Here is a 26178-nt window from a genome sequence, read left to right as displayed (position 1 = left end):
GTCGCGTTGCAAGGAAGCCAAGTGGCTTGAGCGATACGAGGCAGCTGGCCTTCTGTGCCGCTCGCGCGATGGGGAAAGAGCAAGCAGCCGCTACCCGCCTGTCTCGATGACCGGTCGTGTCCCGATGCGCGAAGGCTCGTTGAATTCAGGGGCGCAGAATAAGCGGCCGTCATCGCCCAGAAGATTTCATCCTTCGAGACTCTGCGCACCTTCAGCGGAAAGGCCAAGTTCTCAGCGCCCGACTAGCGGGGAAAAGTGCATGGCCCTGAAACACCCTACCGATGTTGCGCCGCTCCGGGAGACAGGGTTGATCGGCTTCCCCGGAGCGGCATCTCGCCGTGAGTGGCAGTTTCGAAGTGGGCCAACATCAGCGGACAGGTCCTCTTGCTGGACCCATTAGCTCACGGAAGCCGTGAACCAGGCTTACGCGCCGAACTGCCAGTTGCGCGGCGGCATGTACGTTTCCTTAACGACTCGTGGCGATGCCCAACGGAGCAGATTCAGATACGAGCCCGCTTTGTCATTGGTGCCGCTTGCCCGGCCGCCACCGAAGGGCTGCTGACCAATCATTGCACCGGTCGGCTTGTCGTTCAGATACAGGTTGCCGGCCGCATTGACGAGCGCATCTTCCGCCTGATGCAGAGCGAAGCGGTCGGTGCAGAAAATCGAGCCAGTCAGGGCATACGGGCTCGTCGCATCGATGAGTTCGAGCGTTTCCGGCCAGGCGTTGTCTTCGTACACGAACACCGACAGAATCGGGCCGAAGAGTTCTTCGTTCATCAGCGCATGCTTCGGGTCCGAGACCTCCAGGACAGTCGGCTCGACGAAGTAGCCCGGATCAGACCAGGTCTTGCCCCCTGAGACGATCTTGACTGCCGGGTCTTCCTTCGCCGCAGACAGGACGCGGCTGAGCTTCTGATGCGACGCCTGCGAAATCACAGCACCCATGAACGTGCTGAAATCGGCGACGTCGCCAACCTTGAGTTGCGCGAGACGCTCACGCAGCTCCTGCTCGACGGCACCCCACAGGCTTCTCGGGAGGTACGCGCGTGATGCCGCACTGCACTTCTGGCCTTGATATCCAAAGGCGCCACGAATCAATGCGATTGCGACTTCGGAAGCGTTGGCAGATGCGTGCGCCAGAACGAAGTCCTTGCCACCGGTCTCGCCGACCAGACGGGGAATTGTCCGGAACGAATCTACCTTCGACGCGACGCCCTTCCATAGCGACTGGAACACGGCTGACGAACCCGTGAAGTGAATGCCTGCGAGGTCACGCGACGACAGCGCGAGGCGCGTCGTCAATTCAGCGTCACCCGGTACGAAGTTGATAACGCCCGGCGGCAACCCGGCTTCCTCCAGCGCCTCAAAGAAGATGAAGTTGGCCAACGCCGACTTTTCAGATGGCTTCCAGAGAACCGTATTCCCCATGATTGCGGGTGCGGTCGTCAGATTTGCGCCGATAGCCGTGAAGTTGAACGGCGAGACGGCGTAAACAAAGCCCTCCAGGGGACGCCAATCGGTGCGGTTCACCGCGGTCGAAACCGACATCGGCTGCTCCGCATACACGCGCTGCGCGTTATAGGCGTTGAAGCGCAGGAAATCGATGAGCTCGCACGCGCTATCCGGCTCGGCCTCTTCAACTGTCTTGCTCTGACCCAGCATCGTTGCAGCGTTAATCTTCATACGCGAGCGAGTCGCGACAATTTCCGCTGCCCGATGAAGAATGGTTGCACGACTCGCGTGCGTCAGACTCGCCCAATCCCGTGCGACCGCCTTCGAGCTGGCGATGGCTTCGGTGATCTGAGCTTCAGACGGTCGGTGAATGCGAGCGAGCAGTCGTTGATGGTCGTGCGGCGCACGCACTTCCACGACGTCGTTCGAGAAATAACGCTTGCCACCGATAACAGTCGGGATTTCAACGACGTCGCGTTGTTCGAGTGCCTTGGTCAGCTCAAGGGCTGCCGAGGTTCCACGGCCGAAATGCACTTCCGGCTCGTTAGCCGGCAACGGGAATTGTGGACCTGAAATCACGCCTACTCCTTAAGAAATGCCACTGGACGAACCGTGAGCAAGCGGGGCATCTCGCGTCGAATGCGATTTCGCACGCTCCGTGGCCGACCCGTTGCAAGGGTTAACTGCAGTTTCGAGAGTAGTCGTTGCAAAAAGGAGGGCCACTTGTTAAACCCGCCCTTATGAATTGAATCGGACGTGGTTATGGAAAGGCATGTGCGGGTGTGGTCCCGACGGAGGAGCTACTTGATAGAGACTTGCTGAAATGCCGTAGCTCGAGCACGGCGGCCTGGCGCGTCAGCAGCCAGAATCCGGCGCGCGGACATCGACGACTAACCCGCTTCCGGCAAACACACTTCTTCCGCTTTGAGCGACAACGCCTTCGCGATGTCACGGGACACCTGACGCTCGTAAGTCCGCCGGAGCAAGTCGGAGAGATCACTTGGAAGGTGTCCGAGTTCGTTTTCTCGAAACGCCAGAAAGAACGAGCGGCTAAATCCGGTATAGGGGCGCCCGTGTCGCGAGAACGCCGACAGCGGAACTACTCTCAAATCCGACACGTAATGCCTGGACTGCCAGACACACAGCGGTGTGGTGATTGCGAAGCCAAGGCCAGCGGCTACAAGACTTAGCATCGGGTCTGTTGCGTCAAATTCACATGTACGTTCAATGTTCTCCGAATTTGCAGCCAGATATGCGTCGACGTGTTGGCCAATTAGAGACCGGGCACTGTAGCGAATGAACTGAAGATGTCGACTCAGGTCGGCAAGGGTCGTAAAGCGGTCGACCTCAAAGCCCTTGGGCAGCACAACAAAGTAAGGTTCGGAAAAAAGCTTTTGCCGACGAATGCCCGGCGCATGGGCGAGGCCGGTAGTAGTCACGGCCATGTCAAGCTGCCGCGCCTCAAGCTGACCGTCGAGTGTCGGTGTGATGCCGGACCACAGGCGAATCTGATGCGACGTACCAGCGAGCGCCTTGATGATGATTGGACCGATGGTGGCGGCAAAGGAATCGACGCAACCCAGCCGCACAATCACGCGCTTTGCTCTCGTCAGGTTGCGCACGCTTTCAACCATCTGGTCGGCGCCCTGCAACAGAACAGTCGCGTGTTCAAAGAGCCGCTGGCCTGCTGCGGTGGGTCGCGCTGGCCGCGTCGCCCGGTCAAGAAGCGTAGTGTCGAGAATCGTCTCCAGCGCCTTGATTCTCTGGGAGACCCCGGCCTGCGAAATAGCAAGGCGACTTGCCGCATCTGAAATGGAGCCGGCCTCCACCACTGCCACCCAGCTGGCTAGCAAGTCCCAGTCAGGATATTGTTCCGGTACGCTCTCTTTCATGGTCGGCCACGATGTGACAGCAAAATGTAGCATGGATAGCCGTCGGGGCAAAACAACCTCCCCGACACTATCATTCGGAGCGACCCTTAGCCTCGACGCCAGCCTGAGCGGCATGCCCTTTTTTAGGCATCTGTTTCAAGACTGCTTCAATCGCCTCCAGCGCCGGAATCAGTGCAGGATCATCCTCGGCTTCCCTGCCCGAACAGTTAGCGGCGCGAGACTCGCAATCCAGCCGCCAACGCCCCGCTACCTCGATCTCCATCGCGTGAACTCCACTGACAGGCATGCCATAGTGTTGTGCAGCAAATGCATCGGCAAGTTTGCCATTAACGACCCATGACCGATTGAATGCCTGCGCGGATTCAGTGATTGCCGCTACCAATTGCCTGTCGCAGGCGGCCCCCCGGTTGGTCCCGATGTTACAGTCGGCGGCCCCGGGCTGGTCTCTATACGGTGACAGCCACCAGTTTGCGTGCGAGACCAAGATCTGGACGTTGTCATGGATGCTGCGCAAGCGTAGGAGCTCCATGGCGACTGCCGCATGAAATGGCTTCCAGTATTTCTCGACCCGAGCGTCCACATCTGCCTCCGACGGCTCCTGTCCTTCCTCATATAGCGCCTCGCCTCTGGACGTGTGCGTTCTGCACAATCCCACACGATTCAGCCTGGCGGAAAGTGGCCGACTGTCGAGTGCGACGTTAAAGTCGATTACACACGGGTGATAAAGAGCGGAAACGCAGGTTATCCCCCTACTCATCGCAACGGCTTGCAGAATCGCGCCAAAGGGGTCGGCCTGACGACCTTGGATAGGAACCCAAGCCGGATGCACAAGCAACTCCGCCGGCACCGAAGTTCCAGTGTGCGGAGTCACGACCAATACTGGCGAGTCACCGCGGAAAATTTGGCCATAAGGCAGGTTCTGCATGTTAGTACCCTCCGGTTCCCATCGACGCGCAATTGAATGTGCGGTTTTCACGCGCCCGCCTGTCTGGCCGTGCCGCAGTCTCGATGACGGTACCGGAAAAGAATAATGAACGAGTCTCCGTAAGCCCGGGTTTATCTGTTTATAAGCGGCTCTTACGAAGTTGCCACGCTGCTGCCCGACTTCTCGACCAGATATTTCCAGAAGTCGGGTCCAGCCGGCTGATGACGCTGCACTTCACTGCAACCGAGACGGTCGAGGCCGTGAAAACGATCTCGCTGAACAGCTTTGTTCGCACGGACCTTTGAAAGCACTTCTGAAAAGTTCTTTACGAATGTGGTGGACTCACTTTCTTGTGCCCACAGCGTCTGCACCAGGTCACGCATGCCATCGGCATGCCGCTACGTTTGCCCAGATGGCTGTTGCTCCTTAGATCACCGTCGCGAAGGGAAGCAAGGCATCCCGTGCCTTGTGCAGCGTGCCACGTCAGTGAGTCCCCGGGTCCCAACCCGGGCATTCGACAACAGGAATACGCAAACGCGCGCGATGAACCACATGAACCTTATCCGCCACGTAGACGAGTAGCAGCCGATTGCCTGCCACCTGTCGCGGGCTGTAGCGAACCAATCTTTCCGAGACCAAAGGGCGGCATGTTGACGTAAATATTCTCGTAGCAACCCGGCGATACCGCATAGGTCTCATGCCAGATGCCGACTGATCCATCCGTTCCAATGGCCTTGTTGAAGGCCTGCCAGGCCGGCAAATGCTCTGCTTCGCGATTTTTGGCGTAATCCAGCAATTGATCCATCGAACGCCAATACTGCACCATCACCGTCGTACGGCTGAACCACATCTCCGCGTTGAGGAAGCCCAACTCCGGTTGGCGATATAGCTCCTTTATCATCCGTGGCATTGCGGTGACGACAGGTAACCACTTGTGTACCTTAAGAGGCTCGTTGACTCTCATGCCAATTAAAAACACGACAAAACTCCCGTCAAAGCTAGCTGTGACACGCTTTTTATTGATCATGGCGACCTATCCTCTCAAAAACTCCATTTCCTGCTCGTCACTTGAATAGTGCATGCGGCGAAAGACGCAACACCTATAGATATCCCCAAGGACGGCAAGTGCCGGGCACTCAGGCACTATGACATCCCGTTGGCTCTCCCTTTGCCGTGAACCCGAAACCGTCAATCGTCCAGCGATATATCAGGGTGCCGCTAAAGATTTGGATTTTCAAGCAAGATAGCCGCACGGTACAACCAGGCGAATCAATAATTTAGCCGCAGTGTAAATGGCAGATAACAAAGGCCTTTGGGCCGCGAGAATCTGCAGCATCCGCCTGACCTCCGGCAACGTCACAACGCTAACGCACTTCGCCGCGCTTTTTTTAAATGCCCCCTATCATGGCAAGCTATAGCGGCCACCGGAAGCTGTCATCCGGCTTACATCATGTCTCACGAATCATTCTGTCTATGCCGCTCAAGTTCGCATTTCGCGTCGCCCTCATTGCGGCGCTCAACCTGATCCCGGTCGCGCTGCCGCTGGCGGACGCGACCGGGGTTGTCAAAGGGTCCATCCCAACCGCTTCAGCTACCACCGGCAGCTCCACACAAGCTGCATCGAACGTTGGCGTGCCGGCGCCCGGGTCGATATCCCACGCGGGCGCGGAGGCCGAGCTGAAACGCCTGCAGAGCGCGCAGGACAGCATCAAGCAACAGGCCTCGACCGCGACGACCTTCAAGCAACTGTCCGGGTTCGATGATGCCACGAAGCAATTGGGCGAGGACACCGACAAGCTGATCGCGGCGCTGCTGCCCCAGCGCGCGCAACTGCAGGCGCAGCTCGGCGTGCTTGGCCCGCCGCCGGTCGCGGGCGCCACGCCGGAAGCGCCTGCGGTCGCTGAGCAGCGCGCCGATCTCGACACGCGCAAGGCGCAGCTCGACGCCGAGCTCAAGCAGGCCAGCGACGGCAAGGCCAATCTCGTCAACCTGACCGAGCAGATCGCGCGGCTCGGGCACGGGGTGCTGAAGAACCAGCTCGCATTCCGTTCCGGCAGCATTCTCGGCGTGCAGTTCTGGTCGCCGCTGCTTCGGCCGAACCCGGACGACCAGGAGCGTCTGCGCGCATTCGGCGAAGAGGTTTCGCCGGTGCTGAAGGCGGTCTGGCAGCCGGGACAGAAGGCGGTCACCGTGCTGCTTCTGGTGCTCGCGCTCGTGGTGTGGATCGTGGGGCGCCAACTGGCGGAGCGAGGGATGGCCTACCTGTGCCTGCACCGGGTGCCCGAGGGCCGGCTGCGGCGTAGCGCGTTCGCACTATCGACGACGCTCGCCACCGTGCTCGCGACGGCCATCGCCGTGCAGCTCGTGTATTACGCATTGACGCGCCATGCGGAGCTTCCACCATCGCTGGACGAACTCGCCGACGCGCTCGCCAAACTCGCGATGACCAGCGCGCTGATCGCCGGCCTCGGTCGTGCGCTGCTGTCCACCCAGCATCCGACGTGGCGTTTGCCGGTCATCGCCGATCCGGTCGCGCTGTCGATGAAACCGTTCGTCTCGTGGCTCGCGGGCTTGCTGCTGCTGTCGGGTGCACTCGAGCAGCTGAACCGCACCGTCGACACCAGCCTGCAGGTCACGCTGTTTGGCCGCGGCGTCGTGTCGCTCGTCGTAGTGCTGACCATCGGCCTGTCGCTGCTGCGCTCGAACCGGGTCCGCTCGGCGCTGGCCGCCGCGGGCGAGCCTCCCGAAGCGCGTTCCACGTTTGCGGGCCTGATCCACGCGGGCGTCACGCTGACCATCGTGGTGTCGTTCGGCGCACTGCTGATCGGCTACATCTCGATCGCGCGGTTCCTCACATACGAATTGGTGTGGTTCGATATCGTGCTGTGCAGCCTCTACCTGCTGACGCAGATCACCAAAGACGCATGCGAGAGCTTCTTCTCCGCGCATCACGCGAGCGGTCAGGCAATCAAGCATCTGTTCGGCCTCGGCGACATGCATCTCGATCAGGTCTCGACGATCCTGTCGGGCGTCGGCACGAGCCTGCTCGTGCTGATCGCGGTGTTCGCGCTCTTCACAGGCGGCTTCGGCACGACGCCCGGCGATCTGCTGAACAGCCTGCTCAACGCGTTCGGCGCGGAGCGGCTGCACCGCCTGAACATCGTACCGAGCCACATCCAGAACGCGGCGATCGCGCTGGTGGTCGGCGTCTATCTGCTGCGCAGCGTGCGCCGCTGGCTGGACGCGGAACTGCTGCCGAAGAGCGGGATGGACCCGGGCATGCGCATGTCGCTCGTGACGCTGTTCAGCAACCTCGGCTACGTTGCGCTGGTGCTGCTGATTCTGTCCCTGCTCGGTGTCAAGTGGAGCGACCTCGCGTGGATCGTCAGCGCGCTGTCGGTGGGGATCGGTTTCGGGCTGCAGGAGATCGTCAAGAACTTCGTGTCAGGCCTGATTCTGCTGACCGAACGGCCCGTGAAGGTCGGCGACATGATCAGCATCAGCGGCGTGGAGGGCGACATTCGCCGCATCAACGTGCGCGCGACGGAAATCCAGTTGAGCGACCGGTCCACCGTGATCGTGCCGAACTCCCAACTGATCTCGCAGAATCTGCGCAACGTGACGATGGGCAACAGCACGCAGGGCGTCGCGACGCTGATGCTGACGTTCCCGCTGAACACCGACCCCGAACAGATTCGCGACATCCTGCTCGGCGCCTATCAGGAAAACCCCGCGATTCTCGACAAGCCCGCGCCTTCGGTGACGTTTAGCCAGTTGACGCCGGACGGTATCACGCTCAGCGTGACGGGCTATGTCAGCAGCCCGCGCATTTCGGGCTCGACGAAGAGCGAACTGCTGTTCGAGATCCTGAAGCGGCTGCGCGTGGCGGAAATCACGCTGTCGACGCCACAGATGATGATGATCCAGAACATGCCGCATCCTGGAGCATGAGTCGGAAATACGGGCAGCCGCTCGCCGATTTCCGCACAGGTGAAACCGGCTGCCACCAGAACGGCCAGCGCCATGAAAATCTCGCCCGGTACCTTCCCGGTCAAAACGAAGGCCGCAATGAGACCGGCAAGCAACACATCTGGACTGGATGACAAAGCGCCTGGGTTCATTCGTCCTTGACGAAATATTTCAACGAACCAGTGAGAAGTGTCGAGATAAGCAGCATTGCGACCATACCGAGGATTCCCGCCGAGAAAGAGCCGGTCAGGTCTTTCAACCATCCCATCATGAGCGGTCCCGCGAAGCCACCGAACGTGCCGACTGAATTGATGAACGCAAAACCACCCGCAGCGGCCGCGCCTGTGAGGAAGCGCGTAGGAATGCTCCAGAACACTGCGCGCGCTGTCGTGACGCCAATCACGACCACAGTGATGCCAACAAGCGCGGGCCAGAACGTATGCAGTAAAGCTGCGCCGACCATCCCGGCCGCTCCGAGCAGGCATGTCAGCAAGAGTTCAGAACCTTTTTCCCGCTTCGGTCGACATGCCTTGCCCACGTCAGCATGGCCAGTGTTGCGAAGATATAGGGAACTGACGAGACGAGACTGATGGCGGATACGGTGAGTCCGTGCGACTTCAGAATGGTCGGCAACCAGATGCCAATGCCATACGAGCCCATCACAAAACCGAACTGAATTGCAGTAAGAATCAGCACACGCGGGTCCTTCATTGCAGCGCCAAAATGCTTCTTTTCTTTTTCGCGGCGCTAGGAAGCCAGCATCCCGATGAGCGCGGTGCGCTCTTCCTTTGATAGGCACGTCGCCTGGGCCGGGTTATCGCGGAGCATCAACAAGAATTCAAGCCGTGTACATGCGCGGCGGAACGAGCAAAGGCGTTTTTTTCCACAACGACTGGCTACCGAAAGACGCAGCTGTTCGAGACCGCATATTGATGCGCGTAATCGGCAGCCCTGACCCGTATGGCCAGCAAATCGACGGCATGGGTGGCGCGACATCCAGTACCAGCGAAGTCGTGATAGTCGGGCCGTCCTCCCGCGCGGATTGCGACGTCGATTACCACTTTGGACAGGTCGCCATCGACCGGGCTATGGTCGATTGGTCTGGCAACTGCGGAAACCTTACGTCGGCTGTCGGCCCATTCGCTATCGCGCAAGGGCTTGTTGATGCCCCTCGCGACGGCATTGCGACAGTCCGGATCTGGCAGGCCAACATCACCACAAAAAACATTGCTCACGTGCCAATGAAGAATGGCGAAGTCGTTGAAGACGGCGACTTCGGACTCGATGGCGTGGCCTTCCCGGCGGCCGAAATCAAGATTGAGTTTCTCGACCCGAGCGGTGACGGCGAAGAAGATGGCGGCAGCATGTTCCCTACCGGTAATGCCGTAGACGTGCTCGACGTCCTGGGTGTTGGCCCTGTTGAGTTGACGATGATCAATGCAGGCAATCCAGCCATTTTCGTCGATGCAGCGACGCTCGGCCTGAAAGGGAACGAATTGCAGCGCGACATCAACAGCAATGGCGAGCTGCTAGAAAAGGTAGAAGCGATTCGTTCGCATGCAGTTGTCTGCATGGGGCTGTCGAAGTCCGCCGACGAAGCAACCCGGTTGCGTCCGCATGCGCCCAAACTGGCCTTCGTCGCGAAGCCGGCTACCTCGCCTCGAGCGGCGGAGCGATCCGATTCGGCCACCCATCGGGAAGCCTGGCCGTCGGTGCGGAGGCTGAACAGAAGGATGGCAATTGGAAGGTGACGAAAGCCGTCATGAGCCGAAGCGCACGCCGTCTGATGGAGGGTGCAGTGCTCGTTCCCTCGTCGGTGCTCGAACAGTAACCTACGACGAACGAAGGCAATTGTGGCTGCAGAGATGTCGAGATGTGCGACTTGTCATAATTGGACTGTCACTGCCGCAGCCGGGAAAGTTACCTATTAAGGATAACTATGCTTGAGCCGCACAGGCAGTCTAAGCCCATCGACTTGACTGAGCTTATCTGGAATCAAATGCGTACAAAATCATTCGCCGCGATCTTGATCACGATGTCGTTCGGCCGCACCAGGCGATTCGACACAGCGGCGTAAAGCCGCCCGGGACGCAGCGCGCGAATTTGCGTTCGCGCCGTCGCAGGATCGTCTGCGGCAGGATCGATGATTTCAGCAATGATATCGCCCGCCTGCACATCCGTGCCGAGTGGATACGGATAAACGATCACGCCACCGACCGGCGTGCGCATCATCGAAATGGCTTCGTGCGGGGTCTTTTCGCCCGTCCACTTCAGATCGGCGTCGAACTCGCCTTCCACCACGCCGATTCGCGCAAGGTGCCGGAAGATAGCCTGCGCATCGCCGCGCGCGAGTTCATCCGACACATCGGCGGTGCCGCGCATTTCGATCGTCACGCTGACGTTGCCTTGCGGAATCGGAAAGCGTTCGCCGAACTGTTGCGCCAGATCGTGCCAGGGCTTGCTGCACGTACCGTCAAACAATACCGGCGTATCCGTGACATGCACCAGATCCGGATCGATCTCGGCGATGAACGGATCGAGCATGGTCTCGCACCAGGGTGCCACCACCATCCCGGCGATCGCGACCAGTTCCGAATGCGAATCGACGACGAAGTCCGTATCGATCGCGAGTTTCAGCAACGTGGTCTGAAGCGACTGCACCTCGTTGGCGGCCCGCAGCGCGTCGAGTGTCTCTTTCAACGCGGCGCGAATCACCGCTTTGTTCGCTTCAGCATCGGCGCCGAGTTTGCCTTCGACCCGAGCCGCCACGCCGCTGCTCAGACTGGGCCAGCCACGGTTGTAATTGCCGCCGCCATCGAGTGCTTCCCGACCGATCTGATTACCCAATACGTTATCCGACAAACCGATCGGATTTGCGTACGGCACGATCACCAGCTCGCCTTTGAACTTGCCGGCCCGGTCCGCTGCCAGCGCCAGGTCGAGCAGATGGTGACCAATCAGCAGGCCTGGCGTTTCGTTGGCATGCAGCGCTGCCTGGAAGTAGGCCTTTGGGCGCGAACCAACGTTACCGATACGGTGAACCTTGAGCGTTCGGTATGTGCCGGGACTCGATGAAAGGATAGGTACCGATTCGATCTGATGTGCCACAGAAACTCCTGTTACAGATAACTGGCGGAACCTTACTTCGCTTCGCCCGATGCCCTGGCCTGAAACAACCGGCTGCCAGTGGGTCGCATTTCATCTGCCGCAGCCACAAAGCGGGGATAGCCGCCCAGCAGAAGCAACACGCCCCCACCTGCCACGACCACCACTGCGTTGATCAGCAGGACCGCGTCGTAGCCGTTGAGCATGACCAGCAGTTTGCTGAACGAAAACGGTCCCAGCCCTGCGCCCACTGCGAAGCCGATGAAGACGCCGCCATAGATTGCACTGTAAGCACGCATGCCGAAGTAACGCGACACCAGATACGCGAGCGCATCGTATTCGACACCCGACGACGTGCCCACCACCAGCACCAGCAGCGAGGCCACCCAGAAACTCGTCACGCCATGCGCCAGCAGCACGAACGACAGCGCGCAAGGCAGCAGCATGCAGAAGACGACGACCGGTGCCCACATACGGTCGAGAAACCAGCCCGTCAGCAGACGGCCAATCACGATCCCGATGCCGTACCACGATGCAATGCTCACCGCGTCGCTCATGCTGAATCCCGAGCGGGTCCAGAAGCGTTCGAGATTCGGCGCGATGCCGGCGAGCGCGAGCGAAAGCAGGAAGAAGCTCGCGGTCAGCAGCCAGAACGCGGGCGTCTTCAATGCCTGCGAGAAAGACACGCCTGGGATCGCGGTAACCGTGTCAGCGGTTGCGGCCGTCGCGCTGGCGGCAGCGACTTTCGGTTCGCGGAAGAAGATGAAGGCAACGGGCAGCGTGATCACCAGCAGAAACGCACCGAGGCACACGTACGCGAGCCGCCATCCGAACAGCGTCATCATATGGAAAGTGTAGAGCTTGATCAGTGCGCCAAAAATACCCGTGCCGACCAGACAGATTCCGAGTGCGATGCCGCGATGCTGCTTGAAATGCACGACGACGCTCTTGGTCCAGGTCACCGGGAGCGTGCCTGCACCCAGCAGAGTGATCACCGCGTACGTCAGGTAGAACATCGCGATGGAGCCGTTGGTGAAGGCGAGCAGCATCCAGCTGATCGCCAGACCGATCACCGACGCCAGCACGATCTTGCGCGGACCCATGCGGTCGGCAAGCGTGCCGATGTACGGACCCACCAGGCTCGATCCGAAGAACAGGATCATGAACGTGAGCATGACCTGTGAATCGGCCCAGCCGAAGGTCTTCGTGAGCGACGGCAGGAAGACACCCGCGCTGTACGACGCCATCGTCGTCAGGCTGGTGCCGATGCCGACCGTCGCGGCAAGGATGATGCCCCAGCCTGTTTTGAATTCGTTTGTACCCGACACGACACTCCCCTTTTCCAGATTTCGAGCCCGACCACTGGATCGACTCACCCTCCACTCGATCCGCCACATTCCGATATTTGATCAAATAATCATGTGATCGAGACTGATTTTTTATGAGCAAAATTCGGCTGTCAAGCGAATTACGGTGAGGTATGCAAAGGACTTTGTTCAAGGTGTTGCAGAGCGCTAATGACGACCAGCAGCAGTCCTGAGGACCTCGGGTTCAAAGGACTGCCGGTTGTCTTGGCCGCTGAATCACGCTTAATTGATCAACATCGGCGCGAGCCGTCGTCGCGCGGAAACACGACATGGTCCGAGTCCACCGGCTTCGTCAGCTTGATCGGCGATTCAACCGCTTCCATCATTCATTCTCCACAGAATCCGCAAGCCGCTCAGTCACGCCTGAGAGCCTGGCTGCGTCGTGAAAATTAGTACGGGTTGCCAGGGGCTTACCGGCGCATGGCGTCCTGCAGGATGCCCACCGGCAGCAGGAGTTGCGGAACATAACGGGCGAACGTATGTGCCTTGATCGGCGCAGCGGAGGTAATGGGCAGCGGCAGCACCTTCGTATCGCGGTCCACCACGTAAGAAGCGAGACGCCGCCCCAGCGAGGTGGTCATCGCGATGCCACGGCCATTGCAGCCGAGCGGTGCGAACCAGTTCTTGCCGACTTCGAAAAGCCGGGGCAGGAAATCAGGTGTCAGGGCCGCGCCGCCGCTCCAGATAAAGTCGAATTTGACTTCATGAAGCTGCGGGAAAATACGTTCCATGCGCCACGCCAGCGAATGTAGCAGACGGGGCTCGGCCATCCATTGAGACAGCGGCGCCATGCCGCCGGTCACGATTCGGCCGTCTACGGTAAACCGCATCGCGAACAGGTTGTTGCGCGTGTCGGACAAGGCTTCTCGGCCGTTGAGGATCGAACGGCGCACGTCTTCAGGGATCACCTGGGTCGCTAACTGGAACACCGTCAGCGTTACGAAGCTGCGCGCGACAGCGGGTGCCAGTGCATGCGGACCGGATTGCATCGCGTTCGTGCATTGCAGGATCGTGCCCGTAGTCACGGAGCCGGTCGGCGTGTGCACGACGTAGCGGCTGCCTTTGGATTCCACACGCAAGACCGGCGAATCACAGAAGAGCTGTACGCCCTTTTCTGACGCCACGCGCGCCAGTTCCTGGGTGTAGCCGTAGGGATTGAGATGGCCGCCGCTGGGGTCGTAGAGCGCGCCATGAAAGCTCGCGCTGCCGATCCGCTCCCTGGTTGCCGCTGCATTGAGCCAGCACGCCCGCGACCCACCGCGCTGCCACGCCGCGACCCGCGCCTGCAGGCCTTCGACGAGCTCCCCGGCATGCGCGGGATTGAGCCAGCCGCCCTGCACGGCATCGCACTTCAACTGATAACGGTCGACCGTGTCGAACACCGTTTGCGCGCTGTCCGCAACGAGCCGCACGAGTTCCGGCCCATAGCGTTCGCCGAGCAGGCGCATCACGTCGAGCGGACCCACACGCGGCAGACTCGGCACGACAAGGCCGCCGTTGCGGCCCGAGGCCGCCGTGGCCGGATGTTCGGCCTCGACAACGGCCACGCTGACACCACGCTCCGACAACTCGAGCGCGGCGTTGAGTCCCATCATGCCCGCACCAATCACGACCACGTCGCAGTCGATGTCGGTATCGAGACGAGAAAAGGCGGCAACCGGACCAGCCGTGCTGGGCCAGTAGTTCTGCCGAAGCGCACGCCTTGGAGCTTGCGGAGCCATTTACGCCCTCGACAGACTGAGCATGCAGGCACCGGCGCGGCGAATCGCGCCGCATCCCGCCGCGAGCGCTTCGAGATCGTCGCGCTCGACACGCGCCACGACGTTCCCCGCAAGCCAGCCAATCGGGAACAGCATCCGGCCGCCAGGACCGTAGAAGAAGCCAAGATCGAACACGGGCTGCGGATTGCCACCCCACATGCGTGCCGGCACATAGGCAAGAACCAGATCACCGGCCTGCGGCGTGACCGTCGCGTTTTCCGGCGCCAGCGCGCGAGCGTTGCGTTGAGGGTCGATCATCGCGGTCGGGATCGGACAGGAAATCTCCGGCCCCGTCCACATCGCATGAATCGCCGGCATCTCCCGCGGCGTGACCAGCAAATCCCACAGGAATTCGGTGCTTTCCGGCGCCTGTTGCTCCAGCAGATGGAAACGGATGTGCAGCCCGCTGCGTGTTTCCGACACGACAATGCTTTTGGAACTCATGGTTTCTCCACTCAGTTTCTTGTATCCCGCCCGGTCGCTTCGCCAGACGCCGATCACGCTTAAAATCATTTGATCAAATAATTACTCATCGCGCAACTGACAAATTTTTCTTGAATTGATCGCGCTATCGTTCCGTTGTAATTGCTAATAAAGGCCTTGACATGCCTTTTTTACGCAGCGACACTCGCTATAAATATCATTTGATCAAATAAATATTGCGTGCCACAGGCAGCAATGGCGTCACTCAGCACGCCCCGATCGACTGGACAGGACTAATCGCATGACCCTCTCTGTTGGAACCTTGCTCCCGGACTTCGAAGCGGTATCGAGCCTCGGACCCATGACCTTCGCCGACTGGCTAGGCGAAGGCTGGGCGCTCGTGTTCGCGTTCAAGTCCATGTCGCCGACCTGCAGCACCGAATTCGGCGCGCTCGAACAGTTGCACGCCGAATTCCAGCGGTGCGGCGCACGCGTGCTGGGCGTCTCGATCGATCCGCAAGACATGGTGTCGGCGTGGCTGGAAGATCTGCGCGAAATGCTCGAATGCACGCCGTCGTTCGCGCTGGTCAACGATCCGACTGGCGAAGTGCCGGCATTGCTCGGTCTGCTGGACGCGTATGCATCGCCAGCATCGCTACTGCGCTCGGCCTATTTGATCGCGCCGGATCGACGCGTCGCCATGACGCTCACCTATCCGGTCACAAACGGCCGCAGCTTCAGCGAAATTCTGCGCACGCTCAAAGCCGCGCAACTCACCGCCAGCATGCGGGTCGCGACCTCGTCGACCTGGTCGGAGGGCGAACCGGTGATGCTGCCGCCATCGCTCGCGCAAGATAAAGCCGAGCAGATGTATCCGGCCGGCGTGCAGGTGCTGCGCCCTTATCTGCGTTTCGTTGCTCAACCCTGAAGTCGCGCAGCCCTGAAGGCCGGAGATCGATTCATGCCAGGCGTCAAAAAACTGGAAATCCTGTCACGTCAGCCGGTGTTCGAAGGCATGGCGTTCGGCAAAGACGGATGTGTAGGCAGCTATGAACTGGTGTCGGGGCGCGCTCACTGCGAGATCGACCCGGACGCGCCGCTCAACCGCGAGGTCGCGAATCTCGCGCATGCGCCGCGTGCGGCGAACGGTCTGGTCGAATACAGCGTCGACTTTCATATCTACAAGCCCGCCGATCTCGCCCGTGGCAATGGCTGGCTCTTTTACGAGTGGCTCAATCGCGGCACGCAGCGCGGCGTGGTTCGCATCAACAATGCGCCCGTGGTCGCATTGCCGACGCAGCCGGAGGACATAGGCAACGGCTTCCTGATGCACGAAGGTTATTCGATCGTATGGAGCGCGTGGCAAGGCAACGTCGAGCCGGGCGGCGGCCGGATGCTGGCACAGTTCCCCGTGGCGACCCGCGACGGTCAGCCGATCGTCGGCAAAGGTTGGGAAGAGTTCGTGCTCGACGCGCCGGATTCCATTCGCGGTGCGATCCTTCAGGAGATCAGCGCGGACCGTTATGTGCTCACGCTGTCGTATCCGGCGGCAAACACGGACGCGTCGAGCGCCAGCCTCACCGCGCGGCAGAATGAGCGCGATCCGCGAGTGGCGGCGGCGGGCATCGAGTGGCATTTTCTCGATCGCAACCGGATTCAGATCGACCGCCTGCCAGGTTGCCAGCTCGACCGTGGCGCAATCTTCGAATTCATTTACGACGCACAAGATCCGGTGGTGATGGGTCTCGGCTACGCGAGCGTGCGCGACGTCATGGCGTTTTTGAAATATGAAGTGCAAGACAGCGAAGGCACGCCGAATCCGCTCGTGCACGAAAACGGCGCGCGGTTGCGTGCGATCGGCTTCGGCCTGTCGCAAAGCGGGCGCGTGCTGCGTGACTTCATCTATCAGGGCTTCAACGAAAGTCTCGACTCGCAGATCGTGTTCGACGGCGCCGTGCCGATCATTTCAGGCTCGCGCCGTGCATGGGTCAACGCGCCCTTCTCGCAGCCCGGACGTTATTCGCGTCAGCATGAAGACCACAGTTTTCCAGGCGATCAGTTCCCGTTCGCCTACCAGACGTTGAGCGACCCGATCAGCGGCAGGACCGACGGCATCTTCGCGAAGGCACGCGCTTCCGGCACCGCGCCAAGGCTGATGCACCTGGACACCGACTCTGAAGTCTGGTCCGCACGCGCCTCGCTGGTCGCAACGGATTGCGAAGGACACGATCTGCCCGATGATCCCGATGTACGCCTCTACCTCGTCACGGGCATCGCACACGGCGACTACCCGCTGCCGAATTCGCCGGTGGTGCGCTACGCAAGCAACCCGCTCACCTACGGCTCCACGTTACGCGCGGTGCTGGTCGCCATGCGTCGATGGGTCGACCAGGGCGTCGAACCGCCCGCGAGTGCATTTCCGTCGCATGCGAATGGCGAGTGGTGGACGCTCGCGCAATTCATCGAACGTTTCGAAGGCGTCACCGGACTCGAAGGACCACGCGTGATCAACGAACTGCGGCTGCTCGATCACGGCTCGGTGCCTCCGCGCGAGGGTGACCGTTACCCCGTTTTCGTGCCGGCCGTCGATCAGGACGGCAACGGTTCGACCGGCATCCGGCATCCGTTCGTAGCCGCGCCGCTGGGTACGCATGCGGGATGGGCCCTCCGCGCGCCCGGCTATGCGCCCGGCGGTTTGTACAGCGTCTACGGCTCCTACGTGCCGTTCGCGCGCGAGCGGGATAGCCGGGATAGCGCTCGCGTTCCAGGTGACCGGCGTGCCTCATTCGAAGCGCGCTATACCAACGAACAGAGCTGGCGCGACGCGCTGCTCGCGGCCGCAGCACGACTCGTCGAAGAGCGATGGATGTTGCCTGAAGACTTCGAACGCCTCGCTGCTCAACTCGCTGACAGCCGCGACGTTTTCCACATCATCTGACGCAATGCGCAGCCGGCGTCACAGTCGCTTCGCGCCGCCCGACAACCTCGACCCAACCCACATCCGATGATCGATAAACATACCGTCGCGCTGGTGACCGGCGCTGACCGCGGCCTCGGCGCCAAATTTGTGGAAATCCTGCTCGCGCAGGGCGCCGGCAAGGTCTATGCAGCCACGCGCCGCCCGGTCAAGGACGCCGCGCATTCGGTGGACCGCCGTATCGTGCCGTTGCTGCTCGACGTGACCGACCCGAAGCAGGTCGAAGAGGCCGCCGGAATCGCCCCGGACGTCACGCTGCTGATCAACAACGCGGGCGTCAATTTCCAGGCAAGCGCACTGTCGGCCGACCAGCCTGAACATGCCCGCATGGAGATGGAGGTCAACTATTTCGCCACGCTGTCGATGGCAAAAGCCTTCTCACCGCATCTGATTGCCGCGCGCGGGGCGATGGTCAACATCCTCTCGATCCTCGCACGCGTGACGCTGGCGCCGATGACCTCGCTATGCGCGTCGAAAGCCGCAGCATTGCGTTTGACCGAAGGACTCGACGCCGAACTTTCGCCGCACGGCGTGCGCGTGTTCGCCGTGATGCCGGGCGCGATCGACACGGACATGAGCCGCGGCTACGAAGGTGACAAGCTCTCCACCGACGACGTCGTCAATGCAACGCTGGCCGCGCTCGACGGCGGCGAGCGCGAAGTGTACGTCGGTCAGATGGCCACCGGCGTCGCCCGAATGCTTGCCGCCGACCGCGCAACGATTCAGGCACAAATCATCGGCGTATCACCCACATCTGCCGATTGACGGGAACTCACGGGAATTCACCAGAATCGACGAGGAACGAATGGGATGCTTCATCGAGGTAACGAGTCACGACGGCAGATCGTTTGCCGCTTATAAGGCCACTCCCGCGCAAGGTTCGGGACCGGGGCTGATCCTGTTGCAGGAAATCTTCGGCATCAACGACTACATGAAGTCGATGGCCGACCGCTTCGCGGAAGAAGGCTACGTGGTGCTGGTGCCGGACCTGTTCTGGCGCATGGAGCCACGCGTGGTGCTGCGTTATGGCGACCAGGATTTCGCGAAAGCGCTTCAGTTCAACGAGAAGATCGACCTCGACCTTGCCGTGCACGACATCGAATCGACCATGCAGGCTTTGCGCGCGCAGCCCGAACACGCCGGCAAGATCGGCGCGATCGGCTATTGCCTTGGCGGCAAGCTCGCGATGCTAGCGGCCGCACGCACGTCGATCGACTGTGCGGTAAGCTACTACGGCGTCGCGCTCGACGCCTTCCTGGACGACGTGCCGCACATCCAGTGCCCGATGGTGTTCCACTTCGCTGGCGACGACGCGTTCTGCCCGCTCGACACGCGTGAGACGATCATGCGCGCGCTGGCGGCGCAGCCGCAGATCGAGCAATACGTCTATCCGGGTTGCGACCATGCGTTCGCCACACCAGAGCGCGAACACTTCGACAAACCTGCTGCGCTGATGGCGTATTCGAGGACCCTGGCCGTGTTGCGCAAAGTACTCGGTCCGGTTCACGACCTCAACGCGCTATGGGAAAAGCACTGCTATTACGAGTTCGCTACCCGTGACGTGAACGCGATCATGCCGACCATGGTGGCCGAGCCCTACGTCAACCATGTGCCGACCATGACGGGCGGCGTCGGCCATGACCAACTCAAGCGCTTCTACAAGTATCACTTCGTCGACGCCAATCCCGCCGACACCCGTTTGATTCCAATCTCCCGCACGATCGGCACCGACCGCATCGTCGACGAGTTCGTTTTCTGCGCGACGCACGACCGCGAGATCGACTGGTTGCTGCCGGGCCTCGCGCCGACCGGCAAGTATTTCGAGATTCCCATGCTGGCGGTGGTGTGTTTCCGTGGCGACAAGCTCTACAACGAGCACATCTACTGGGACCAGGCCTCGGTGCTCGTGCAGATCGGAGCGCTCGATCCGGCAGGCCTGCCCGTTGGCGGTATCGAAACGGCGCGCAAGATGATCGACGAAAACCTGCCCACCAACACCTTGATGCCCAACTGGGCAACGAGCGAAGGCAAGCCAGCCTGAGCCTTCACCACACGCTTCACGGCACGCTTTTTCCCAACCCGGTTCGCACCCGTGTCGAAAGTCGAGCGGGCCGCGACATCCTGGAACCGAAACATGAAACTCGCTAAACGCATTACTGAAACGTCGAAAAAGTCGTACGGCATGTATGAGAAGGCCCGCAGTTTGCCGGGCGACAACGCCGACCTGATTCATCTCGAACTCGGCTGCCCGCACGCCGACACGCCGTTGCCGATCAAACAGGCCACGGTCGATGCGCTGATGCAAGGCGAAGTTCACTACAGCGACATGCGCGGCCTGCCGGCGCTACGCGAAGCACTCGCGGGCAAGCTGCGCGAATTCAACCGCCTCGACGTGACGGCGGACGATATCCTGGTCACCAACGGTCTCACGCATGCGTCGTTTGTGGCCTTGTTCGCGTTGATCGATCAGGGCGATGAAGTGATCCTGCTCGCGCCGTATTACCCGCAGCACATCGGCAAGATCGAACTCGCGGGCGGTAAGCCGGTGATCGTCGATCTCGACCGCGCGAATAACTTTTCCATCGACGCCACCGCGATCGAAGCCGCTATCACGCCGCGGACCAAAGCAATCGTCATCGTCAATCCCGCTAATCCAACCGGTCGCGTGTACGGCCGCGACGAGTTGCAGGCGCTGGCGGATGTCGCCATTCGCCACGACCTCGCCGTGCTGTCCGACGAGGTCTACGAAGAGATCGTCTATGACAACACAAAGCACATCAGCATCGGTTCGCTGCCCGGCATGAAAGAGCGCGCGATCTCGATGTTCGCGTTCACCAAGTCGTTCGCCATGGACGGCTGGCGCGTCGGTTTCATGACCGCGCCCGCCGATGTGATGCCGGGCCTGCTCAAGATCACGGCCAACGACGTCACTCACGTGAACACCTTCATCCAGGCGGGCGCCCACGCCGCCGTCACCGGCAAGCGCGAGGTGCTCACGCAACTGGTGAACGACGACAAGGCCAAGCGCGACATCGTGGTGGATGCGCTCAATACCATGCGCAATGTGACCTGCGTCCGCCCCGAAGGCACGATCTACGCTTTCCCCGACATCAGCGCAACGGGTCTGAGCGCGCAGGCATGCGCCGATCGCATCCTGGTCGAAGCGCGCGTGGTCGTCGAGGCGGGCAGCTTCTATGGCAGCGCCGGCGAAGGTCATCTGCGCGTGTGTTTTGGCTCCGAATCGAAGGAGCGGATTGTCGAAGCCATGGCGCGCCTGAAGGCCTTCTTCGACGCGCTGTGAGCTCGCCCCATATGCTCTGAGGTTCCTCGGGATGTTCATTGCTGCAATTTTTGGCCGGCCAGAAAATAACTTTTCTGGCCTTTTTTATCTGCGCTGAGTAGACGTCGCCACCCGGTCAAGCCGCTTGACGTTTCGGCTTATTCCGCGTCAAATCTGGTGTTTATAAACTGATCAAAACAAGATTTCCTGTCCATTTTATTTTGGCGGACGATACTTTCCGGGTGGAGCGGCGGACAATCCGGGCCGCCCGAGCCACCCTCAAAATGATAAGATTAAGGGAGTTTTGATCTAACGATCACGGAGCAATCATGACTGACCCGATCCAGCGCGTCGTGAAGCGGTCGACGATGCAGGAGTCGATTTATACGCAGTTGCGCACCTCGCTGATGCAAGGTCGCTTTGAACCCGGCACCCAGTTGACCGTTGCCACGCTGGCCGAAGGCTTCGGCTCAAGCGCGATGCCAGTGCGCGAAGCACTGCGGCAGCTCGTCGTGGAAAACGGTTTGGTGGCTTTACCGAACGGCACGATTCAGGTGCCCGAGGTCAGCATGAAACATCTACAGGACCTGTGCGACGCGCGCATCGCGCTCGAAGGCCTCGCTACTGAAATGGCCTGCGCGCATGCGGACGAAGCCGCTGTGCGCAAGCTCAAGCGGTTGATCGCGGAACACGAGCTCGCCATCAAGCACGACGGCATTCACGAAAGTCTGGTGAAGAACCAGGAGTTCCATTTCCTGATCTACCGCCTGTCCGGGTCAACTGTGTTGCCACAGTTGATCGAGACCGTATGGCTGCAATGCGGGCCTTACATGCGGGTGATTACGGAAGAAGTCGAACGCAATCAGGAAGTTCCGTACAACACGGCGGGCACCAACTATCACCACATCGTGATCGAAGGATTCGAAAAGCGCGACGCCGCGTCGGCGCGTGCCGCGATGGAAAAGGACATCCGCCTGTCGTTCGATTTCCTGCTCGACATTCTGCATCGGCGCGAGACCGCCGCTACGGCCTGAGCGCGGCATCATCGGCTCACGCTGTGCGCCGATGATGGTCCCTGCTACGGCGAGCCACCCCGACTCCCCCTCTCATTGCGGCCCCATCTCTTCCACCCGGTGACACGCAATCTGACGCCCGTCGAAAGCACGCAACGGCGGCCGCACTTCCTCGCAAACTTTCACCGCATGCCGGCATTGCAAGCGATAAGCACATCCCGTGGGCACATTGAGCGGACTCGGGATCGCTGTCGCCACCGCCCCGTCGCTCGCCGCTTCGGGGCGCGACAGGTTGTGGATCGACGGCACTGATCCAATTAGCGCCTGCGAATAGGGATGCAAAGGCCTGGAGAAGATCTCATCGCGCGTGGCGAGTTCGACCAGCCTGCCGAGGAACATCACGCCCACTCGCGTGGACACGTGATCGACCACTGCAAGGTTATGGCTGATGAAAAGATACGTGAGACCGAGGCTGTCCTGGAGATCGCTCATCGTATTGAGGATCTGCGCCTGGACCGAGACGTCGAGCGAGGAAGTCGGCTCATCGCAGACGATCACCGCGGGTTTCGTTGACAGCGCCCGTGCAATCGCGATCCGCTGACGCTGACCGCCGGAAAATTGATACGGGTACTTGACGGCATCGTCGGGAGACAGGCCGACTTGCCGCAGCAGCACGCTGACCTGATCGTCGACCTCGCTGCGCGAGCCGTTCTTCTCCAGCGCCAGGATCGGATCCGCAATCGAGCGACCCACGCGCCAGCGCGGATTCAGACTCGCGTAGGGATCCTGAAAAATCATCTGCACATCGCGGCGCTCCGGCAGATTCAGACGCGCGATGTTCTCCATGTCGCGGTCCCGGTAGCGTACGCTGCCCGCCGTGGGACGGTAAAGCCCGGCCACACAGCGCGCGAGAGTCGATTTTCCACAACCCGATTCGCCGACCAGGCTGAGCGTTTCGCCCTCGTACAGATCGAAGCTGACGCCATCGAGGGCTCGCAGACTGCGTCGCGCTTCTTTCTTCAGAACGCGCCGCAGCCACGGTGCGGGCACCGGAAACGACTTTGACAGTTCACCCACGGTCATGATGCGCTTGCGACGGGTTTCTCCCAACGATTGCATAGGTCGGTCCATTATCGTTCTGCTTCGTTGCAAAGCCAGCAAGCGGTTTCGCGGCCCGCCCGTTCGAGCAGTGGCGGTTGAGTCGAGCGGCATCGCTGCATCACTGACGGGCAACGATCGGCGAAAGCGCAACCGTCGCCGATCGCATCCGGCCGGGGCATGCTGCCTTCAATCTGCGGAAGACGCCGCAGCCTGGATCCAATTTGCGGAACCGACGTGATCAGGCCCCGCGTATAAGGATGGTTCGGCTGGTCGAGCAGCGCCTGCGTCGGCCCTGCCTCCACGATCCGTCCGGCGTACATGACGACGACCCGATCGGCTGCCTCCGCGATCACGCCGATATCGTGCGTGACCAGCATCATCGAAAGACCGCGCTCTCTCTGCAGACTCTTGAGCAGCTTCATGATCTGCGCCTGCACCGACACATCGAGCGCGGTGGTCGGTTCGTCTGCAATCACAAGTTCCGGGTCGCCCGCCAGCGCCAGTGCAATCACCACCCGTTGACGCATGCCGCCCGAGAACTCATGCGCATGACGATCCAGACGCTCCCCGGGCGCGGTGATACCGACCTGCGTCAACAGTTGCACTGCCCTCGCCCGGGCGTCGATGGTGGACAGCGGATGATGCAATTGAATCGTCTCGATCAACTGCCGTCCAATCGTGAAGACTGGATTCAGCGAAGTCGACGGGTCCTGAAAAATAAAGCCGATGCGTTTGCCGCGAATCTTGCGCATGCGCTTTTCCGGCAACGTGTCGATACGCAGTCCGTCGAGCTCGATGGACCCGCCGGACATCCGCAATGGAGGCTCCAGCAATCCGCTCACGGCGGAGCCGGTCATCGACTTGCCCGCCCCCGACTCGCCTACGATGCCGAGTATCTCGCCGCGCCCGACCTCGAACGACACACCGCGCACGAGCGGCGTCACCTTGCCGGCCCGCAGCGTCTCGACCTGCAGATCCCGCACTTTCAGCAGCGCCGGCTTGCCCACCTGCACCTGCGCCTGCGCGTGCGCCGCCCGCTCTCCCGCGCCGGCGACAGGAAGCCGCAAACCATCGTATGACATCGAGTGCACGAAACTTCCTGGTTAGTCCAAAACTGGCCTTGGGATGTCGGGTCGCTCGATCGCACGCTGCCGTAAGGGGCAGTGCCGTATCGAACCTCTGGCATGCAAGGTAAGCCAAAAAAATTAATCTGTAAATAACTTGATCAAATGATATTTAATGATCATGATGCGTCGGGAAAGCCGAATTTTAAGGAAGGGAGTGCAACTGATGGGTGTCTTGCGACGCGCCGCGAGTGCGGTTCTTTTAAATTTGATCATTTCTACTGCTGCGTATGCGGCCGCGTTTAACTACGCAGGTTCAACCTCGCCGCTGACCTTCGATCCGCACTCCACGAACGACTTCGTGACAGCCAGCCTGGTACGCCAGGTGTACGACACGGTGGTCGGACTGGGGCCCGACATGCAACTTCAGCCGGGCATCGCTATCGAGTGGAAGTACCTGGGCGGCAACCGCTGGCGCTTCGTCCTTCGTCGCGGCGCGACGTTTCATGACGGCACGCCCGTCACGGCGACCGATGTTGCCTTCTCCATCAAACGGCAGGCAACGAGTCCGCTGTACAGCGCAATGTTCGGCGGCATCAAGGAGACGACCGTGGTCGATCCGGGCACGGTCGATGTCGTGTCGAGCGGACCCGACCCGATCCTGCCCGTAAAGATGACGCGCCTGTTCGTGATGTCGAAAACGTGGAGCGAGCAGCACAATCTGGCCAAGGTGCCCAACCTGGGCGCGCAGGGTTCAGAGGCGTATTCGCTGCGTCACGAGAACGGCTCGGGGCCGATGGTGCTCGTGTCCCAGGAACCCAACGTCAAGACCGAGTTTCGTCGCAACGACAAATGGTGGGGCACGTCCCACGGCAATGTGACCCAAGCGACCTACCGCGTGATCGCCTCGGGTCCGACACGGCTCGCGGCGCTGTTGTCGGGCGAGCTGGACCTGATCACCGATATGCCGCTGCAGGATGTCGATCGCGTCAAAAGCAATCCGGCCTTTCACGTCGAAACCGGTCCGCAACGGCTCTTCATGGAACTGGAGATGGATGGTTCGCGCACCCAGGCGCTCGACACCACCGACAAGAACGGTCAGTCTATGGCACAAAATCCGTTTCGCAATGTGCTGGTGAGGCGCGCCATCGCGCTCGGGATCGATGATCCGATGCTGGTCAAGAAGATCATGCGCGGCAACGCGTATGTGATCGGCACGGCCACGGCGCAAGGATTTAGCGGCTATCAGAAGAGCCTCGACGTGCACTGGCCGTACGATCCCGCACAGGCCCGCGCGCTTCTCGCGCAGGCCGGTTATCCGAACGGATTCCGCACTACTCTCAACTGCCCTCTCGAGCGTTACGTCAATGCAGAAGAGACATGTCAGGCTATTGCCAACATGCTGGCCAGAATCGGCATTGATGTGAAAGTGAACGGCATGCCGTGGCCGAAATTCGCGCGGATGCTGGTGAATGGTCCCAGCTCCAGTTTTCATCTGATCGGCGCGGCGGGCAATTCAGGCGATGCTCAGGATACCTTCGTGACAGTGATGGCGACGCGCGATCCGAAACGAGGCCGTGGGCTGCAGAACTGGGCCTTGTGGAGTAATCCGGAATTCGACGCCGTAACCGACGAACTGGTCAACACATTCGATCCGGCCCAACGCACCGCGCTTTATCAAAAGGGTCTGGCCATCGGCAAGGATCAGGTGCACGCGGTCTATCTCTACCAGCCTGCACTGGCCTGGGCCATGAAGCGTTCAGTCGAGATTCCGGTACGGGCCGACTCCACCGTCGTGCTCGAAAACGTTCAACTTCATTGATAACGGCCGCATCGGCTCAATTGAT

At 60.6% G+C, this 26178-nt stretch carries 22 protein-coding genes and 1 pseudogene; 10 read left to right on the top strand and 13 right to left on the bottom strand.

Annotated elements, in window-relative coordinates; all coding sequences use genetic code 11:
• Positions 1-423: 423 nt before the first annotated feature.
• From pruA to ABH944_RS39385, 5 genes are all read right to left on the bottom strand, one after another.
• Positions 424-2034: an L-glutamate gamma-semialdehyde dehydrogenase gene (gene pruA, locus ABH944_RS39405; RefSeq protein WP_404613727.1), complete on the bottom strand. Its 1611-nt coding sequence runs from the start codon at positions 2032-2034 to the stop codon at positions 424-426.
• Between the two features lie 311 nt (positions 2035-2345).
• On the bottom strand, positions 2346-3347 hold the full coding sequence (locus ABH944_RS39400) for a LysR family transcriptional regulator (protein WP_404613729.1): 1002 nt from the start codon (positions 3345-3347) through the stop codon (positions 2346-2348).
• Positions 3348-3417: 70 nt separating this feature from the next.
• Positions 3418-4272: an N-formylglutamate amidohydrolase gene (locus tag ABH944_RS39395; protein WP_404613731.1), complete on the bottom strand. Its 855-nt coding sequence runs from the start codon at positions 4270-4272 to the stop codon at positions 3418-3420.
• Between the two features lie 152 nt (positions 4273-4424).
• Complete coding sequence (locus ABH944_RS39390) at positions 4425-4655, bottom strand: hypothetical protein (protein WP_404613733.1); 231 nt, start codon at positions 4653-4655, stop codon at positions 4425-4427.
• 176 nt (positions 4656-4831) lie between these two features.
• Positions 4832-5299, bottom strand: a complete 468-nt coding sequence (locus ABH944_RS39385; RefSeq protein WP_404613734.1) for a DUF4188 domain-containing protein — start codon at positions 5297-5299, stop codon at positions 4832-4834.
• Between the two features lie 446 nt (positions 5300-5745).
• Here ABH944_RS39385 and ABH944_RS39380 point away from each other — a divergent pair, with 446 nt between their 5' ends.
• Together ABH944_RS39380 and ABH944_RS39375 are read left to right on the top strand one after the other, a co-directional pair.
• Positions 5746-8223, top strand: coding sequence for a DUF3772 domain-containing protein (locus tag ABH944_RS39380; RefSeq protein ID WP_404613736.1), 2478 nt, complete (start codon positions 5746-5748; stop codon positions 8221-8223).
• Positions 8220-8375 carry a hypothetical protein gene (locus ABH944_RS39375; protein WP_404659679.1) on the top strand — a complete coding sequence of 52 codons (156 nt, stop codon included), beginning with the start codon at positions 8220-8222 and terminating at the stop codon, positions 8373-8375. Before ABH944_RS39380 ends, ABH944_RS39375 begins: the two co-directional genes overlap by 4 nt.
• A gap of 14 nt (positions 8376-8389) precedes the next feature.
• Here ABH944_RS39375 and ABH944_RS39370 read toward each other — a convergent pair whose 3' ends face one another.
• The gene (locus tag ABH944_RS39370) at positions 8390-8704 is read right to left on the bottom strand and encodes an MFS transporter (RefSeq protein ID WP_404613738.1); all 315 of its coding nucleotides are present in this window, start codon (positions 8702-8704) and stop codon (positions 8390-8392) included.
• 23 nt (positions 8705-8727) lie between these two features.
• On the bottom strand, positions 8728-8952 hold the full coding sequence (locus tag ABH944_RS39365) for a hypothetical protein (protein WP_404613740.1): 225 nt from the start codon (positions 8950-8952) through the stop codon (positions 8728-8730).
• Between the two features lie 140 nt (positions 8953-9092).
• On the opposite strand from ABH944_RS39365, the pseudogene ABH944_RS39360 reads away from it, so the two are divergent.
• Positions 9093-10072: pseudogene (locus ABH944_RS39360) on the top strand (PrpF domain-containing protein).
• A 164-nt stretch (positions 10073-10236) separates the two neighbouring features.
• On the opposite strand, the gene ABH944_RS39355 reads toward ABH944_RS39360, so the two are convergent.
• From ABH944_RS39355 to ABH944_RS39340, 4 genes are all read right to left on the bottom strand, one after another.
• Positions 10237-11349, bottom strand: a complete 1113-nt coding sequence (locus ABH944_RS39355; RefSeq protein WP_404613742.1) for a succinylglutamate desuccinylase/aspartoacylase family protein — start codon at positions 11347-11349, stop codon at positions 10237-10239.
• 32 nt (positions 11350-11381) lie between these two features.
• Positions 11382-12674: an MFS transporter gene (locus ABH944_RS39350; protein WP_404613744.1), complete on the bottom strand. Its 1293-nt coding sequence runs from the start codon at positions 12672-12674 to the stop codon at positions 11382-11384.
• A gap of 449 nt (positions 12675-13123) precedes the next feature.
• Complete coding sequence (locus ABH944_RS39345; protein WP_404613746.1) at positions 13124-14434, bottom strand: NAD(P)/FAD-dependent oxidoreductase; 1311 nt, start codon at positions 14432-14434, stop codon at positions 13124-13126.
• On the bottom strand, positions 14435-14917 hold the full coding sequence (locus ABH944_RS39340; protein ID WP_404613747.1) for a DUF3830 family protein: 483 nt from the start codon (positions 14915-14917) through the stop codon (positions 14435-14437). It lies immediately after the preceding gene.
• Between the two features lie 280 nt (positions 14918-15197).
• Here ABH944_RS39340 and ABH944_RS39335 point away from each other — a divergent pair, with 280 nt between their 5' ends.
• From ABH944_RS39335 to ABH944_RS39310, 6 genes are all read left to right on the top strand, one after another.
• Positions 15198-15824, top strand: a complete 627-nt coding sequence (locus ABH944_RS39335) for a redoxin domain-containing protein (RefSeq protein WP_404613749.1) — start codon at positions 15198-15200, stop codon at positions 15822-15824.
• 33 nt (positions 15825-15857) lie between these two features.
• Complete coding sequence (locus ABH944_RS39330; RefSeq protein WP_404613751.1) at positions 15858-17834, top strand: alpha/beta hydrolase domain-containing protein; 1977 nt, start codon at positions 15858-15860, stop codon at positions 17832-17834.
• Positions 17835-17900: 66 nt separating this feature from the next.
• Positions 17901-18638, top strand: coding sequence for an SDR family NAD(P)-dependent oxidoreductase (locus tag ABH944_RS39325; protein WP_404613753.1), 738 nt, complete (start codon positions 17901-17903; stop codon positions 18636-18638).
• Between the two features lie 40 nt (positions 18639-18678).
• Positions 18679-19914: a dienelactone hydrolase family protein gene (locus ABH944_RS39320; protein ID WP_404613756.1), complete on the top strand. Its 1236-nt coding sequence runs from the start codon at positions 18679-18681 to the stop codon at positions 19912-19914.
• A gap of 93 nt (positions 19915-20007) precedes the next feature.
• Positions 20008-21174: a pyridoxal phosphate-dependent aminotransferase gene (locus ABH944_RS39315; RefSeq protein WP_404613758.1), complete on the top strand. Its 1167-nt coding sequence runs from the start codon at positions 20008-20010 to the stop codon at positions 21172-21174.
• Positions 21175-21482: 308 nt separating this feature from the next.
• Positions 21483-22187 (top strand): GntR family transcriptional regulator, encoded by a 705-nt coding sequence (locus ABH944_RS39310; protein ID WP_404613760.1) that lies wholly within the window; start codon positions 21483-21485, stop codon positions 22185-22187.
• A gap of 72 nt (positions 22188-22259) precedes the next feature.
• Here ABH944_RS39310 and ABH944_RS39305 read toward each other — a convergent pair whose 3' ends face one another.
• Positions 22260-23297 (bottom strand): ABC transporter ATP-binding protein, encoded by a 1038-nt coding sequence (locus tag ABH944_RS39305; protein ID WP_404613762.1) that lies wholly within the window; start codon positions 23295-23297, stop codon positions 22260-22262.
• A complete protein-coding gene (locus ABH944_RS39300; RefSeq protein ID WP_404613764.1) occupies positions 23297-24358 on the bottom strand; it encodes an ABC transporter ATP-binding protein in 1062 nt (353 codons plus the stop codon). The genes ABH944_RS39305 and ABH944_RS39300 overlap by 1 nt, the downstream gene beginning before the upstream one ends.
• Positions 24359-24599: 241 nt before the next feature.
• On the opposite strand from ABH944_RS39300, the gene ABH944_RS39295 reads away from it, so the two are divergent.
• A complete protein-coding gene (locus tag ABH944_RS39295) occupies positions 24600-26153 on the top strand; it encodes an ABC transporter substrate-binding protein (RefSeq protein WP_404613766.1) in 1554 nt (517 codons plus the stop codon).
• Positions 26154-26178 lie beyond the last annotated feature (25 nt).

Origin of the sequence: Caballeronia udeis, assembly GCF_044909315.1 — a bacterium.
Taxonomy (GTDB): domain Bacteria; phylum Pseudomonadota; class Gammaproteobacteria; order Burkholderiales; family Burkholderiaceae; genus Caballeronia; species Caballeronia udeis_A.
The sequence above is the reverse complement of the archived record's forward strand: the minus strand, read 5'-3'. Positions and strand labels throughout refer to the sequence as shown.

Bases quoted from the DNA above. Each gene is read 5' to 3' on its own strand.
- ABH944_RS39345 (WP_404613746.1), bottom strand. From the start codon at position 14,434: ATGGCTCCGCAAGCTCCAAGGCGTGCGCTTCGGCAGAACTACTGGCCC.
- ABH944_RS39400 (WP_404613729.1), bottom strand. From the start codon at position 3,347: ATGAAAGAGAGCGTACCGGAACAATATCCTGACTGGGACTTGCTAGCC.
- ABH944_RS39315 (WP_404613758.1), top strand. From the start codon at position 20,008: ATGAAACTCGCTAAACGCATTACTGAAACGTCGAAAAAGTCGTACGGC.
- ABH944_RS39310 (WP_404613760.1), top strand. From the start codon at position 21,483: ATGACTGACCCGATCCAGCGCGTCGTGAAGCGGTCGACGATGCAGGAG.
- ABH944_RS39365 (WP_404613740.1), bottom strand. From the start codon at position 8,952: ATGAAGGACCCGCGTGTGCTGATTCTTACTGCAATTCAGTTCGGTTTT.
- ABH944_RS39385 (WP_404613734.1), bottom strand. From the start codon at position 5,299: ATGATCAATAAAAAGCGTGTCACAGCTAGCTTTGACGGGAGTTTTGTC.
- ABH944_RS39335 (WP_404613749.1), top strand. From the start codon at position 15,198: ATGACCCTCTCTGTTGGAACCTTGCTCCCGGACTTCGAAGCGGTATCG.
- ABH944_RS39370 (WP_404613738.1), bottom strand. From the start codon at position 8,704: ATGGTCGGCGCAGCTTTACTGCATACGTTCTGGCCCGCGCTTGTTGGC.
- ABH944_RS39380 (WP_404613736.1), top strand. From the start codon at position 5,746: ATGCCGCTCAAGTTCGCATTTCGCGTCGCCCTCATTGCGGCGCTCAAC.
- ABH944_RS39340 (WP_404613747.1), bottom strand. From the start codon at position 14,917: ATGAGTTCCAAAAGCATTGTCGTGTCGGAAACACGCAGCGGGCTGCAC.
- ABH944_RS39325 (WP_404613753.1), top strand. From the start codon at position 17,901: ATGATCGATAAACATACCGTCGCGCTGGTGACCGGCGCTGACCGCGGC.
- ABH944_RS39375 (WP_404659679.1), top strand. From the start codon at position 8,220: ATGAGTCGGAAATACGGGCAGCCGCTCGCCGATTTCCGCACAGGTGAA.
- ABH944_RS39320 (WP_404613756.1), top strand. From the start codon at position 18,679: ATGGGATGCTTCATCGAGGTAACGAGTCACGACGGCAGATCGTTTGCC.
- ABH944_RS39390 (WP_404613733.1), bottom strand. From the start codon at position 4,655: ATGCGTGACCTGGTGCAGACGCTGTGGGCACAAGAAAGTGAGTCCACC.
- ABH944_RS39330 (WP_404613751.1), top strand. From the start codon at position 15,858: ATGCCAGGCGTCAAAAAACTGGAAATCCTGTCACGTCAGCCGGTGTTC.
- ABH944_RS39395 (WP_404613731.1), bottom strand. From the start codon at position 4,272: ATGCAGAACCTGCCTTATGGCCAAATTTTCCGCGGTGACTCGCCAGTA.
- ABH944_RS39305 (WP_404613762.1), bottom strand. From the start codon at position 23,297: ATGGACCGACCTATGCAATCGTTGGGAGAAACCCGTCGCAAGCGCATC.